General features: G+C 39.2%; 9 protein-coding genes. 7 read left to right on the plus strand and 2 right to left on the minus strand.

Annotated elements, in window-relative coordinates:
• Positions 1-2 precede the first annotated feature (2 nt).
• The gene (locus BM207_RS07585; RefSeq protein WP_218155028.1) at positions 3-1424 is read right to left on the minus strand and encodes a hypothetical protein; all 1422 of its coding nucleotides are present in this window, start codon (positions 1422-1424) and stop codon (positions 3-5) included.
• Positions 1425-1797: 373 nt separating this feature from the next.
• On the opposite strand from BM207_RS07585, the gene BM207_RS07590 reads away from it, so the two are divergent.
• The 6 genes from BM207_RS07590 to BM207_RS07615 all read left to right on the plus strand — a co-directional run bounded on the left by BM207_RS07590 (position 1798) and on the right by BM207_RS07615 (position 11414).
• A complete protein-coding gene (locus BM207_RS07590; protein ID WP_090992989.1) occupies positions 1798-4782 on the plus strand; it encodes a SusC/RagA family TonB-linked outer membrane protein in 2985 nt (994 codons plus the stop codon).
• 10 nt (positions 4783-4792) lie between these two features.
• Positions 4793-6355: a RagB/SusD family nutrient uptake outer membrane protein gene (locus BM207_RS07595; RefSeq protein ID WP_090992990.1), complete on the plus strand. Its 1563-nt coding sequence runs from the start codon at positions 4793-4795 to the stop codon at positions 6353-6355.
• Between the two features lie 48 nt (positions 6356-6403).
• Positions 6404-8188 (plus strand): right-handed parallel beta-helix repeat-containing protein, encoded by a 1785-nt coding sequence (locus BM207_RS07600; protein ID WP_090992991.1) that lies wholly within the window; start codon positions 6404-6406, stop codon positions 8186-8188.
• Entirely contained in the window at positions 8188-8763 is a 576-nt protein-coding gene (locus tag BM207_RS07605; protein WP_090992992.1) for a hypothetical protein, read from the plus strand. The genes BM207_RS07600 and BM207_RS07605 overlap by 1 nt, the downstream gene beginning before the upstream one ends.
• 13 nt (positions 8764-8776) lie before the next feature.
• Complete coding sequence (locus tag BM207_RS07610) at positions 8777-10408, plus strand: right-handed parallel beta-helix repeat-containing protein (RefSeq protein ID WP_143095926.1); 1632 nt, start codon at positions 8777-8779, stop codon at positions 10406-10408.
• A 157-nt stretch (positions 10409-10565) separates the two neighbouring features.
• Complete coding sequence (locus BM207_RS07615; RefSeq protein ID WP_090992994.1) at positions 10566-11414, plus strand: NAD(P)-dependent oxidoreductase; 849 nt, start codon at positions 10566-10568, stop codon at positions 11412-11414.
• Positions 11415-11421: 7 nt separating this feature from the next.
• Here the strand turns inward: BM207_RS07615 and BM207_RS07620 are convergent, their stop codons facing one another.
• Complete coding sequence (locus BM207_RS07620) at positions 11422-12168, minus strand: DeoR/GlpR family DNA-binding transcription regulator (RefSeq protein WP_090992995.1); 747 nt, start codon at positions 12166-12168, stop codon at positions 11422-11424.
• A gap of 232 nt (positions 12169-12400) precedes the next feature.
• Here BM207_RS07620 and BM207_RS07625 point away from each other — a divergent pair, with 232 nt between their 5' ends.
• Positions 12401-15805, plus strand: coding sequence for a SusC/RagA family TonB-linked outer membrane protein (locus tag BM207_RS07625; RefSeq protein WP_090992996.1), 3405 nt, complete (start codon positions 12401-12403; stop codon positions 15803-15805).
• Positions 15806-15821 lie beyond the last annotated feature (16 nt).

Consider the following 15821-nt stretch of genomic DNA (forward strand, 5'->3'; position numbering starts at 1 on the left):
GGTTATTTTTTGAGTTCGTTAACCTTGTCGAAGTAGTTTATCAATTGATAGCGTTGTTCATTAAGTTGTTTCATCAACTTCAACAGGGGTGTGTAAACCTGATAGTGATTATCTACAATTCCCTTGTTTGCATCCACATTCGATGGCTCAGCACCTACCAACGTGGGGTCATTATCTTGATATTTGAACCAGTGCCATCCAACACAGTTTTTCGATTCCAACAGCCCTAAGCAGAAGTTTTGATAAGCCTTACCCCGATCAGCCTGTGTTCTTACAATCCAGCCTGCACCCGAAGTGTTCCCCAATCCCGAATCCTCACCTTTTGTGTAAAATTCTGTTACGATAAACGGCTTTTTAGTCCATTTTCCCCAATTGTGCAATTGTTGTTTGTTGGGTGTCCATACCCCATAGTAGTTGATCGAAACAATATCCAGATATTTACCTGCAGTTTCCATGAATCTGGCGATGTTCTTTTCTGAAGCATAAAAGCGACATCCAAGGTAGAGATGGTTTGGGTCATATTTTTTTATCGCTTTACGTACAATCGAAAAATAGCGACTGGCTGCTAATGCTAGAAATTCTTCGCGGTGTGCATCGGTTATCTGCTCTTTATTGATCCCTTTTTCAGCAATCCATTTAGTCGCTGCTAAATAACCAGGGTCTTTTTTGTCTTCCATACTAAGGTAGCCTTCTAAATATTGTAGATGAAGGGGCATCTCATTATCAGAGAAATAGCCCAGTAGGTTTGGATCTCCTTTATACCGTAACAATTTTTTAGCTTCATCCTCGCAATGTGCTTCAAACTTTGGATCGAATACAAAGATGGTGTTTTTAGGATAGGCCTTGTGACCAGGGACCTGATAGGTCCCCCCGCGTTTATCGCCATAGCTACCCATAAAATTTAAGTTAATGGTGTAGACCAATGGTTTTTTTGCCCGTGTGTTTGCTGCCACAATTGCCTCGGTATCCGACCAGGAACCTGAGCCATTAAAGCCATTCTGAATAAGGAGCGCTGTGGTCTTGCCTATCCAATTCTCTTTACTACTGAACTTTTCTGCAAATGCTTTTTTATTTCTAGCGCTTTTTCCAGTATTTATACTGTTTACTGCGATATGAAAGTTGTAATATCCATCTGGATCGACTATAAACCATCTACCATTGTCGTTGTGTGTATAGAAAAAACCAGTCGCTTTTGTACTGCGTGTTAAGTCGCCACCATATCTTCCAAGTTTGACATCTTTCGGTTGATAATCTTTAAAATTATCAATTAATCTTGTTTCGAACGGCTTATAGTCGGCTATTACCACCTTTCCATCACTATCCCTGCCCCGAGTTTGAGACTCCACATCAACTGATTTATAATTCCCAGTTTGCTGAGCATATAATTCGTAGGTAAAACTACCTATTACGAATAAACCGCTCATCAGCAACTGTTTTAAAGGCTTTGTATACATTTCTAATACTGGTTAAAACTAAGTGCAATATACAGGGTGCTAAATTTTGATCGCCACTGTAAATAATGCAAACATGCAGGGTGAATCTTTCACCGAAAATACGAGGAGACGTAAATCATTGAAGGCAATATTGAAAGATTTACCATGTTTATCTGTAAGATTTTTACTTGAAGTAGTCCTAGTTTAGCCCTTATCTTGGCTTTATATAATTTCGAACCTAACGATGGAAAAAAATAGAATTGGATTGATACTAGTCGCCTTATTTTTGGTTTTTATTGTGTTTTTCTTCTTCAATTTGTTTCTATAATTAAAATAAACCATTTATAAACCTTAATTACAACTCATGAACAGATCATGTTACCCCAACATGTTTAGGCTTACGCTTCTCTTGTGTTTTTTGTGGCACGGCGTAGCTTTTGCACAAGAAAAATCAATTACAGGAAAGGTAAGTTCAGATCAAGAACCCTTATCAAGCGTAGGTGTCCAAGTGAAAGGCACCGATAGACGTATCGTTACCGATGCAAGTGGAAATTATAAGATCACCGTTAATAGCAACGATGTGCTTGTATTTACCTATATCGGTTACGTAACGAAGGAAATGTCTATTAGCAACCTCACTGGTAGTATACTTAACGTAACTTTAGAAAAGGACATTGCTCAGTTAACGCAAGTTGTTGTGGTGGGTTACGGTACACAGAGGAAGAGTGATGTGTCAGGTTCTATAGTTTCGGTTAAACCTGATGCGATGAACGCTATTCCGACCGCTAGCATTAGCGAAATGTTAAGAGGTAAGGCTTCGGGTGTTCAAATTACCACAGAGAGTTCGCGCCCGGGAGGTAGTTCAAATATTTTGATCCGCGGGCAGCGCTCGTTGTCTGGCGGTAATGCGCCTTTGTACATTGTAGATAATGTGCCTGTCAATAATGTTAACGACATAAATGCAGCAGATATAGCATCTGTGGAAATTTTAAAAGATGCAGCTTCTCAGGCTATTTATGGAACTAGGGCCGCCAATGGGGTAATTTTAATTACAACGAAGCGTGGCATGGCGGGAAAAGTGAGTGTAGACTACAATGGATATACAGGTATACAACAACTGAAAAAGAATTTTTCTTTATATAACGGTAGTGAATGGGCTACCCTGCGTAGAGAAGCATTCCGCACAGAAAATGCAGGTAATAACTACGAAAGTGACGAAGTTGTTTTTGATCCAATAGCCCGTAAGGTAATGGCAAACGGCCAAGCGATAGACTGGCAAAAATTTATGATCGAAGATGCGCTTTCGCAAAAACATGATTTGAGCATTAGAGGTGGCGGCGATAAGACGCAGATTGCAGCTTCTTTAGGTTATTTCGATCAGCGTGGCATGGTTGCAGGCGCTGGTTTTAGAAGAGGGACAGGGCGGATTAATATCGATCAAAAAATTAATAAGATAGTAAGTGTTGGCGCTAATCTTTCTTTTACAAGAAATAAATTAACCCAAGAAGATGGTAATTTGAATGAATATATTATCACCTCGCCACTAGCACAACCTTATGGAGAGGATGGCAATTTGCAGCTGTTTGTTAATGGTGAAAATACCACTAACCCGAAGTTCTTAAATGAACAAACGGTAAATGAAACTACCACCAATCGTTTACTTTTTAACGTATTTGGCAACTTTGATTTGTTTAAAGGTTTTAGGTATAGAGTGAATGCCAATATAAATACCAGAAACAATGAACAAGGTACTTATCGTACTAAACTTTACCTAAAGGGTAGTAATATCGGTAATGCCGCCTCCATTTCATCAGGAAACTATAATGACTACCTAGTAGAAAATATTTTTTCTTATGAAAAAGATTTGAATGAGAAGAACAGATTTGATGTAACCTTATTACAGAGCGTATATAAAGAGGTGAGTAGAACCACAAGTTTATCGGGTTCTCAATTACCCACAGATATATTGGGTTATAACGGTTTGCCTTCGGCACAGGTTATTGGTACGCCCTCAAGAAATGTTACCGATAGAACCCTGCTTTCTTATATGGGCCGGGTGCGCTATACATTGATGGACAAATACCTATTTACCTTAACTACCCGTGTGGACGGTTCTACTGTTTTTGGTCCTTCCAATAAATATGGCGTATTCCCTTCTGCTTCAGTGGCCTGGAGAATGGAACAAGAGGAGTTTATAAAACCTGTTAACTGGATTAGTCAGCTGAAATTAAGGGCCAATTATGGTCAAGTGGGTAACCAGGCTGTAAGTCCCTATACTACTTTGGGTGAAGTTAATTCTTATCCATTTTTATTCGGTGATGGTTCATTCCAAACTGGATATCTTCCAAATAATCAATTATCAAATCCTAACCTGAAATGGGAAACTACAACGTCGCTAAACTTGGGAATGGACTTTGATTTATTTAAGGGAAGAATTTCGGGTGCGCTAGAATGGTACAATACTGATACAAAAGACCTATTGGTTAGCAAGTCGATAAATCAGTCGCTAGGGTATAGCTCTGTGTTAATTAATTTAGGTGAGGTAAACAATAAAGGTGTAGAGTTTTTGCTAAACACCATTCCGGTTCGAACCAAAGATTTTACGTGGGGCATTGATTTAACTTATACGGCTAATCGCAACAAGATCGTGAAAATTACTGGTGATGTAGATGAAATGGGCAATCCAGTAAATGATCTAAATAACAACTGGTTTATTGGGAAACCGATTAATGTTTATTATAACTATCTTTTCGATGGCATTTGGCAAACTGGCGACGATATAGCCAACTCGTTTATGCCTACTGCTAAACCTGGCGATATTAGAGTGCGCGACCTTAATGGAGATAATAAGATTGATGCGAACGATAGGGATGTTATCTTGCGAGATCCCAAATGGTTTGGCTCATTCGGAACGAGCTTTAAATATAAAGCTTTTGATTTGTACTTGGATTTTTATACTGTTCAAGGCTCGGTTAGGAGCAATCCTTACCTATATGATTTTAATAGCGGTGGTTCATTGAGTGGAAAAACCAATGGAATTCGGGTAAATTATTGGACTCCAGAAAATCCTTCCAATGAATTTCCACGCCCTCGATATAGCTCTACTATTCAGTTCTTTTCTGCCCTAGGCTATCAAGATAATTCTTACATCCAGTTTAGAACTGCAACATTGGGTTATACTTTACCTGCTCGTTTGGTTAATAAAGTAGGTATACAACGTGTTCGTGCCTATGTTACTGGCAATAATCTTTTTAATGCAACTGATTATTCTTCTTACAGTCCTGAAGTAACGCCAGCTGGTTATCCTGAACCACGAACTGTTCTTTTCGGTTTAAACGTTTCATTTTAATTATCTTCTCATGAAAAAAATATATTATTTAGTTACCGTCGCTGCCATTTTATTCACTTCTTGTAAAAAGGCGATGCTCGATGAGACCAGTAAAGATAAAATCACACAAGATGCGGTTTTTAATACGCCAGAAGGCTTAAGTACCGCTGTAACGGCACTCTATAACCTGGATCGTAATATTTTCCGTAATGATGCTGAGTCTACCGTGTGGACTAGTTTTATTCGTGCCGAGGATATTACTGTTACAAGAGCAGGTAGCGGAATTGGTTTCGCAAGGTACGATAACACGATCAATGCGTCAACCTCACAAGTTCGGCTATTTTGGAGTCATTATTACACCATCATCGAACGTGCAAATAAAATCATTACGTCTGGTGAGCAGCAAGGTTTAACCAATGCGGAAGTGGCGCAAGCCGTTGCAGAAGCAAAAGTATTCAGAGCACGATCATATTTTTATCTTTTTCGCACATTCGATCGCATTATCTTAAATACCGAACCTACTACTGTAGATAATCTAGAACGAACTTACACACCTGCAAATCCAGAAGACGTTTATGCATTGATGTATAGCGATCTGGACTATGCCATTAGCAAACTCACTTATAATCCTCAAAACATAGGGCGTTACACACAAGGAGTGGCTCGTCACGTAAAGGCGCAAGTGGCTTTATGGAAAAAAGATTATGAAGAGGCAGCACTTCAGGCAGACGAAATTATAACTAAAGGTCCCTATAAACTTTTAACCGATCCCGGTGATATTTTTAAAGGGGCGAACCTTAACCATACCGAGGCAATTTTGGTAAGCCAATGGGACAGAGCTGCAGGTGGTTCGGCCGGTAATCCAGTTGGGCATCGGTTAGCGCAATATTTTGTTCCTAACTATTTTAAACAAGCAGGTATTTTAGTTAGTGATGCAAATGGAGGCTCGGCTTGGGGTCGGACTTATCCAAACCCTTATTTACTCAGTTTGTATAGTGCTAACGATAAGCGTTTAGCTGCATTTTATAAATTATTTTGGGTGTATGATAATCCAAGCACTCTCCCTGCTGGGAAAACACTTGGACAGCGAGTTACTGCTTCAAACGCATCCATTTATTTCGATCAGTTATATCCAGCCTGTTTTAAATATGTAGATCAATGGACTAAACTGGCACCTAACGAAGCACAGAGTTTTAAAGACATTATCATTTATCGCTTAGCCGAAACCTACCTGATCGGTGCAGAAGCGCATATGCGTTTAGGGGGTGCTAATGATGTCACAGCCGTTAAGTACATGAGCGATTTACGAAGTCGGGCAGGACTAGGCCCGTTTAATGGTGCGGTAACCGAAGATTTGATTTTGGATGAGGATGCTAGGGAACTTTCGTTCGAAGGACAACGTTGGTATATGTTAAAACGATTAGGTAAGTTGGTTGAACGTGTAAAATTGTATGCTGGGGATCCAGCGGTAAATGCTATACAGGCACGAACAGGTATCCAGTCTTACCATGTTCGCTGGCCAATTCCACAATCAGAAATTGATAATATGAAAGGCAAAGGCAATTTTACACAGAACGACGGTTATCCGCAGTAGTACCAATCCTAATAAGTCGTGAAAATTAATCCACTAAAATGTAAACAGATGAAAACAAATTTAAAATTTGCAGCATTGAGCGCAGTTTTTTTAGCTGTAGCTTGTCAAAAAAATCAGCCACAACCTGTAGAAGGTAGAAATGATAATTTGGGTAAAGGAGGTGGGAAGACGACAATGATGGTTGGGACTACCTATTATGTAGATAATGTAGGTGGTAATGATAGCAACGCTGGTACGAGCACTGGATCAGCTTGGAAAAATATATCGAAAGTAAACAGTTTTGTTTTTTCGCCAGGAGACCAGATCCTTTTTAAAAGAGGAGGGGCATGGACCAGAACCTTACGTCCTCAGGGAGAAGGTATCTCTGGTTCTCCAATTGTAATCGATGCTTATGGTACAGGCGCAAAGCCTATTATAAATGGAGGGGGTGCAAGAGATGAGGGGCCAGATGGGCTTATCAATACCTCTGATGATATTTTAGATGGTGGTGCTACCATCTTACTAAAAAATCAGTCGTATTGGAGTATTAACAATATCGAGGTAACTAACATATCTTCTACCCAAGGAAACAGACAAGGAATTAAAATTGTGGTCGAAGATGTACCGGGTAGTTCAACTGATGAAATAGTTCAGGGCATTACCATCAAAGGTGTTACTGTTAGAGACGTTTTTGGTCAGTATAGTTTTGATACTGGAAAAGACACTGGTGGTATTAGTTTGTTCTTTTATCGTGCACCGGGCTCGGCATCTAGTGCATTAGTAGATGCGAGGTTTCAAGATATAAGAATTGAAGAATGTGAAGTTAGAGATATGAATCGTGGAGGGATTTTTTCGGGCTGTTCCGACAACTTAAGTGCAGATACCCATTTTGATCCCAATGATTATCCGATCTCCAACTTAGTAATTAGAAGAAACATAGTGGATAATTGCACGGGCGATGGTATAGTTGTTCGTTTTGCAAAGGCACCCTTGATAGAAAGCAATTTGGCGACTAATAACCATAGCGGCAATGAAAGCTTAGTTCAGCATGGTGTAGCTATTTGGTGCCGAAGCACTAAAGATGCCGTTTTTCAATTCAACGAAGTGTACGGAACCCAGGCTGTTTCTAGTGATGGAATGGCTTTTGATGCAGATTTAAGAGCAGTTGACACAAAGTTTCAGTACAACTATTCTCACGATAATTTAGGTGGTTTTATGTTGTTAATACGAAGCTCAGAAAATACAACTGTTCGATACAATATTAGTCAGCGTGATGGAAGAAGCAACGCCGTTAATAGAATTTTTCATTTTTCTAAGTATCCCACTTCATTTAGTTTACCGGGCGATGCACAGATTTATAATAACAGTGTTTATGTATATGATAATACTGCTACAACAAGTACAGAAAGTGTAGCATTATCAAATTTTGCAGATAACCGCACTAAATTTTCCAATAATATATTTTACAATCAAGCTGGGGGAATTGTTAAAAGGCCCGAAGATTCATCTATTTGGGAATATAATCACTTTTACAATTACACTAATGTGCCGTCATCACCAACAGGTATTTATGGAGAAGGTACTGGAGTAAACACCAATACCACAGGAAATCCACTGTTGAGTAATGCTGGAAGTGGTGGCAATCTTACAGGGATTGGTACAAAAAATCAAGACGGATCATCGTCGTTAGGCACTCAGGTAGATGGTTACAAAATTACGTCTTACGCATCTCCAGCTTATCAAAAAGGAAGGTTGATAAGTAATAATGGGGCAAAAGATTTTTATGGCTTAACGGTGAGTTCAAGCGCACGGCCTAATAAAGGTGCGCACAATGGCTGTTTAGGTTGCAATTGATGATGTTAGTAATCCGTTTTATATTTCTTTTTTATTTTTTTCTCTTGGAAATTGGCCAATCAGATGTGGTGCTGATTGCCACGGTAAATGGTTATCCACTTCATCTTAAAGAGCTGCAATATGAAATGAGTAATCAGCGTACTAGGGTGTATGCGTATTTTGCAGCAAAATGCGATTTGGGAGAGACAGCATTGGATTGGACTAAACGCTATCACGGCGAAGTTCCGCTAGAAGTATTAAAGAAACGTGCTTTAGAACAGGCAGTTGCAATTAAAGTGCAGCAAATTGAAATGAAGAAACATGGAATTGATGTGGCAATAAATTACGAGCAGTTTGTGAGGAAGTATGAAGAAGCTACCTTAAAGAGGAAGGAAGCTATCAAAAATGGAGATATTGTTTTTGGCCCTCCCATTTACACAGCGCAAAACTATTTTAATTATGTATTTAGTAACCAATTAAATGCCTTAAAAGTAACCTTAATGGATAAAAAACAAATGGAGGACAATTCCTATCAAGAATGGCTAAATAAAAAGCTGAGTATGGCTAAAGTAATGGTTGTTACTAACAAATGGTAGTAAAATATTTGATTTGAAAACTTTACTTATTCGAATTTTCTATTTAACCACATTGTTTTGTGGTACCGCGAATGGCAAACAGGTAACCCCCAGGGTTTTCTATATCGATGCCATTAGCGGAAAGGATTCTAATACAGGCCATGCAGTAACGGCGGCGTGGAAAACCTTAGACAGAGTAAACGCTGCGGTTTTTTATCCAGGAGATCAGATTCTTTTTAAAAGCGGACAATCGTGGATAGGACAATTGAACCCAAAAGGTAATGGACAACTGAAGAAGCCTATCCTAATTGGGAAATATGGGTATGGAAAGAAGCCTTCAATCGCTGGAAATGGTGTTGCGAATGGTACATTGTATTTTCATAATCAGCAATACTGGGAAGTTTCCGATCTGGAAATAACCAATTATGATGCGAAGGAACAACAGGGTCAGGAATTATCTGCTTGGGAAAATGGTAATCACACTACTTATGTACTTCCAATACTACCTCGGCAATTGGTGAATAAAAACAAACCCAAATACGGGATTTATGTTACTGCCGAAGACGTGGGTGAGGTGTCACATCTTTACTTTAAGAACTTAGAAGTTCATGGGGTAAATGGTTATATCAATCAGGCCGATGAGTTGAGCAAAGAAAATGGTGGGATTGTATTTAAGGTTTTAGGTAGTGAGAAGCCAACTTATTTTAATGGAATATTAATAGATTCGTGCCATATCCATGATGTAGATCGAACAGGAATTCTATTGGTTAGCTCGCCTTGGAGTAAGCGAACATTGCTTACGAATACCAACTGGGTACCTTCCTTAAATATTGTGTTACGCAGGAACAAGTTGAGTAAGACAGGTGCAAACGCATTGGTGGTGCGCGTTGCGAAAAATCCTATAATTGAGTATAATCTTTTTGATCGATGCGCAATAAAGGGATCGGGGAATGCTGGTTTCAGCTTCAATACAGACAATGCATTATGGCAATATAACGAATGTAGATTTACCAAAGCGAATGTTGATGATCGAGATGCGGGTGGCATTGACTCGGATTACAAAACTAAGCATACCGTTTTGCAGTACAACTATGTACATGATAATGATTACGGAATGCTAGTGACCGGTGGTCCCAATAACTTCAATGATTCGACCATTGTACGCTATAATATTTTCGAAAACGATGGTAAATTCGCACATCCTACCCATAAGAAATGCGTGATTAGGGTAAGCGGAAGTGCTACCAATACACAGGTTTACAATAATGTGATTTTTTTAGGGGCCGATCAGATTGATACTAAAGTTGTTTCGCATGAAGTTTGGAAAACCAGTCCGGATGGAACCGTTTACCGGAATAATATTTTTTATAATTTGAGTACAAATGCTTACTGTGATTATGAAGAAAGCACTAATAATTACTTTGATACTAATCTTTATTTTGGCAATCCGATTAAAAATATCTTGTTCGATGCCAATGGAATTTATAGAGATCCACTGTTTGTAAATAATCAAAAAGGAGTTCAGAAATACCACCTCCGCTTAGGCTCCCCAGCATTTGGAACAGGTCATATAATTAAAAACAATGGGGGGCGAGATTTTTATGGAAATCTGGTAGACCGTGATAAGGCGCCCAACATTGGGGTTTATAACGGAGCTTTAAAATAAGAATGTAGAGTGCAGTTGACCGAAAGGTTATTGAGGGCTACATTTCTAGCAAAAAGAAAAAATAATCGAATCCTTTATGCAGCCTTTTTATGGGGGAGGGCTTTTTTGCGCTGATAGTTGATTCCATTGGATTCATTTTTTAATAATATATTTGGATATGAAAGCATTTTTGGGAACTGGGCTATTAGGCTCTAATTTTGTTAAGGCAATGCTCCGCAGAGGAGATCAGGTACAGGTTTGGAACAGGACAGCATCAAAGGCCAGTGCATTGGAAAAAGATGGTGCCAAAGCATTTGCAAATATTGTTGATGCGGTAAGGGGTGTTGATTTCATTCACTTGACGCTGAAGAACGATGCGACGGTAAACGAGGTATTAGAAGCTGCCAGTGCAGGCTTTGCGCCTGGAGCTACTATTCTAGATCATACGACAACCTCCAAACAGGGAGCCATTGAGCGAACAGAATTTTGGGCGGCTAAAGGCTTTATCTATGTGCATGCACCAGTATTTATGGGGCCTCCGAATGCATTGGAAGGTACGGGAAGCATGCTGGTTTCGGGCAACCAAGAGGTAATAGCGAGGGTGGCGCCTTTACTTTCAGAAATGACAGGAAAGCTTCTTAATTTTGGTCCGGAGGTAGGAAAAGCAGCGGCAATAAAGCTCGTAGGAAACTCTTTCCTCATCTCTATGACTGCTGGGCTATCAGATGCGCTCGGACTTGCAAAGGCACAAGATGTTGATTCGGCAGCTATTGCCGAGCTATTTGCTTCATGGAATCCGGGGGCAGGGGCGCCTGCAAGGTTGGATAAATTAAGAGCTGGGGATTTCAATAATCCCTCTTGGGAGTTAGATATGGCCCGGAAAGATGCAGGACTGATGATGAGCGCCGCTAGCGAAAAAGGAATTAAATTAACAGTGATTCCAGCTGTTGCGACCGAAATGGACAGCTGGATAGCAAAAGGGCATGGTGCTGCCGACTGGAGCATAATTGCGAAAGACAATCGTTAACTATTTCTTAAATTATTTTTAGTCCTTTAAGCTGATATGGTGTTAGCTTTTCTGCTGTGGGTGCTAATTCTGTAATTAGAAAATTTATATCTTCTAATGCGGCAACTTTCAGTCTTAAAGAAATATCAAGCTTTTCCGAAATACAAAGCACAGCTGATTTTTTGGATGAGTTTAACATTTTTCTTTTCAACTGATTAATTTCCCAGTCTGTATCTGTTAGTCCGTCTTTAGGATGTAATGCGCTCGTACCTAATAGGCACAAATCTGCATTTACCTCAGCAAGTTGACTAATGGCGTGACCTCCATAGTTTATCTTTGAGTTTTTAGAAAATTTCCCGCCGACTAAATTCACTTCAATTTTAGGATATTTAGAGAGTTCAACTGCTACCAGGGGACTAACCGTGAAGAAAGTGGCTTTTAAATTTTCGGGCAAGTGTTTAATCAACTCAATGATTGTAGTGCCGCCGCCGGTTAAAATAACCATGGAGTCTTTAATTAGCGAGATGGTTTTTCTTGCAATATTGCCTTTGGCTTCTTTCGCGTAAACTGTGCTGGAGCTGAAAGTAGAGTTGTAAGACGTAGAGAGTGCGCCTCCATGTACTTTATATAGGAGTCTCTCGCCAGACATCTCTTGCAAATCACGTCTAATAGTATCTTCAGAAACGTTTAATAATTGTACTAAATCCGATGTAAGCACTCTATTGTGTAAGTTGATTTGTCGCATCACAAAGTCATGCCTTTCTTTTTTTAACATTGATCTGGCTTTAAAAATACTAATGTATAAAAATTAAAACTAGAATGCAGGTTATTGCAGGTTTTTGCAACAAATATTCGTTTTTTTTAAAACAAAGTTGTGAATTTCTTTCGAAAGCCGAAAAATAATCAGCATATTTACTTTCGAATTGTTATTTATGCGTATTAATGCGTTTTTAGCAAAGACCAGATATAAATAAAATAAAACTTAATTATTAACCAAAACGGCGTTTATGAAAAAAAAATTACTCTTAATTTTTCTCGGTACATTTCTACTATTTGCGGATGCATTTGGACAAGAAAAAACCATCACGGGAAAAGTTAACTCCCAAGATGGTCCCATACCGGGCGTTTCTGTTAAAATAAAAGGAACAAATGTAGCGAGCCAAACAACTGGCAACGGAACTTATTCGATCAAAGCCTCAGCAACTGATATTTTGGTGTTTAGTTATTTAGGTTACGTGTCTGTAGAAAGACCCGTTGGCACCAACACCACAATCGATGTAACATTACTCGAAGATTCTAAGTCACTAGAGCAAGTGGTAGTAGTTGGGTTTGGTACACAGAAGAAAGAAAGTTTAACTGGTGCAGTTACTTCGGTAAATGTGTCGAAGGTATTTGGAAATCGTCCTATACCAGATTTAGGAAGAGGCTTGCAAGGAGCGGTTCCAGGTCTTTCGGTCGTTGTTCCTAGTGGAGAAGTAGGATCAGACCCGATTATCAAGATTCGGGGGCAGATAGGCTCAATTTCGGGTTCGAGCAATCCATTAATATTGGTAGACAACGTGGAAATTCCGAGTATTCAATACGTTAATCCGAATGATATTGAAACAATAAGTATTTTGAAAGATGCTGCATCAAGCGCTATTTACGGATCTAAAGCTGCATTTGGGGTAGTATTAATTACCACAAAAAAAGGAGCTAAAGTAGAAGGAAATAATGTTACCTACTCAAACAATTTTGTAATGCAAACTCCATTTAAGGAAATTGACATTGCTGGTATTGATGGTTTGGAATATACCTTGGATGCACATGAAAACATGAAGCAACCTGGTCCGGCCGGAGGATTTTGGCGGATTGACAGAACCAGCTTCGAAAAAATAAAAGAATGGCAGACAAAATATGCGGGTGTTGTTGGTAATAATGATCCTGTTGTTTATGGACGTGACTGGTATTGGGATGGGGCGCAAAAATTTGGGTATAGAATTTATGATCCAGTAGAAGCAATGATTAAAGATCATAATCTTTCACAAATGCATAATCTGGGTTTAAATGGAAAAAGCGGCAATACAATCTATAATTTAAGCGTAGGCTATTTGGGGCAAGAGGGGATGATGAAACCAGCCAAGCATGATGATTACCGAAGGATTAATCCCGCACTTTCTGTCTCCACAAAAGCAACTAGTTATTTAACTCTTCGTGGAGATTTGAGGTATGCTGAGGGAACAAAACGCAACCCTAATTCACTTAATGCAGCTGCTTTTGCTGCAGATCCATGGCTTTATATGTATCGTTGGAGCCGTTTATTCCCTATTGGTGTGCAAGAGCAAGGCCAAGATATTATTGATCCTGCTTTCTCTGCCCGAATGTCGAACGATCAAATTCGTAATGAGAAGTTTTTGAACATGAACTTAGGTGCTACGCTTAATTTAACTAAGAATTGGGATGTACAGGCTGATTATGCGTATAGTACACAAAATAATTTAACCACTGCGTCCGTTCCTTATGTACAAGGTCGTACGCATTGGTATGGAGTGGAGGCCCTTAGGGATGAAAATGGTCAGGTATACGTAGATGAAGATGGCAATCCTACTCAATCGGGTGGTATGCCGGCTTACCGTTTCCCGCTGACAGATCATACTTTAAAATCAGCTACTTATTTTTCACAGAATAATTTTAGATCACAAAGAAAAACTTTTAACGCTACAACAAATTATAATTTGGATTTAAAAGATCATCAAGTTAAATTTTTGTTAGGTACTAACATCGTTTCTTTCGACTATTCCAGTCAATTTTCGACCTTGGGTAACCTGCTGAACAATGACAATCCGCAGTATGAATATTCCGTTGGAACTCAAGAAGCAGGAGGAGGAGCGAACTGGGATTCACAAGCTGGATTTTTTGGAAGAATTAATTATGCTTTTAAAGATAAATACCTGTTAGAAGGTGTTTTGCGACGTGATGGAACTTCTAAATTTCCTACTCACTTAAAATGGAGAACTTATCCAGGTGTTTCTGCAGGATGGATTGTATCTAACGAAGGCTTCATGAACGGTGTTAAATCGGTATTGAGTTTTGCAAAATTGCGCGCTTCATGGGGTAACATTGGAGATCAGTCAGTCATAAACTCACTGTATTTACCTACTATGGATATCGCCAAAAATTCATGGTTAAACAGTGGTGGAATTCCTTATTTTCAATTGGGTACACCCCCTCCTGTATCACGTAATATCGGATGGCAAAATATTGAGCACATCAACCTTGGTGCTGATTTAAGGTTCTTTGAAGGTAAATTGGGAGTGACAGCTGAAGTTTTTCAGCGCTATACTAGAGACATGATTATCGACGGTGATGCTTTACCTGCTACCTTTGGTGCCACCGCACCTCGAGGAAATTATGGAGACTTAAGAACTCGAGGTTGGGAATTAAACTTAGATTTTGCGCATCAATTTGACAATGGGCTCCGTTTATCATTTGATGCAAATATGGCGGATGCGGTAACCTTTATTACTAAAGGATCTGACTATCAAATGCCTTGGGAAAATAGAAGTGTTGGGTCAGCTTTTTCAACAGGCCGTAGATATGGCGATGTGTATGGTTTTGTAACTGATCGACTATTCCAAAAGGATGACTTCGTATATGACGATAATGGCAATTTTGTGCAAACAAATATTGTGTTTAATGGTACCAGTAAGCGAACAAATCTATTAGCTGGAAATAATCCGGTTTATCAAACTTATTTCGAAGATGGTAACCAAACGTTATTGATAAGTCCCGGAGATGTAAAGTTTAAGGACTTAAATGGAGATGGATACATCGATGCAGGGAAAGGTACTAATGGTGATTCGGGTGACAGAGTTGTGATTGGAAATACAACACCAAGATATCAATATGGCTTCCGTTTGGGTGCAGATTATAAAGGATTTGACTTATCTGTTTTCTTCCAAGGAGTTGGGGAAAGAAAAATTTGGGGCGACGGACAGTTAGCTATTCCAGGATATTTTGCCAAAGAAGGAGCAATGCCACAGGTAATTGCTGAAGATTATTGGAAAGCAGATCGTACGGATGCCTTTTATCCAAGAGCATGGAATATGAATGGGGCCAGTGAAGGATATGTAATGAGACCTCAGACAAAATACATGCTAGATATGTCTTACTTAAAAATTAAGAATATCACGGTAGGTTATAACGTACCAAATGCGTTTATGAAAAAGGTTGGAATTAAGAATGCACGCGTGTATGTTTCGCTAGAGAACTTTATTACGTTTGATAATTTAAGAGGCCTTCCAATAGATCCAGAAGCGATTTCAGGATTTTCAATGTTAGGTTCTGGTAGCACAAATTATAATTTAGGCCGTACAGGTACCTCAAATCCAGCATTTAGGTCAGCTTCTGCAGGGCTACAAATTGGTTTTTAATTTAAAGGAAGAAAGA

It is taken from the genome of Pedobacter insulae (assembly GCF_900113525.1).
GTDB classification, from domain to species: domain Bacteria; phylum Bacteroidota; class Bacteroidia; order Sphingobacteriales; family Sphingobacteriaceae; genus Pedobacter; species Pedobacter insulae.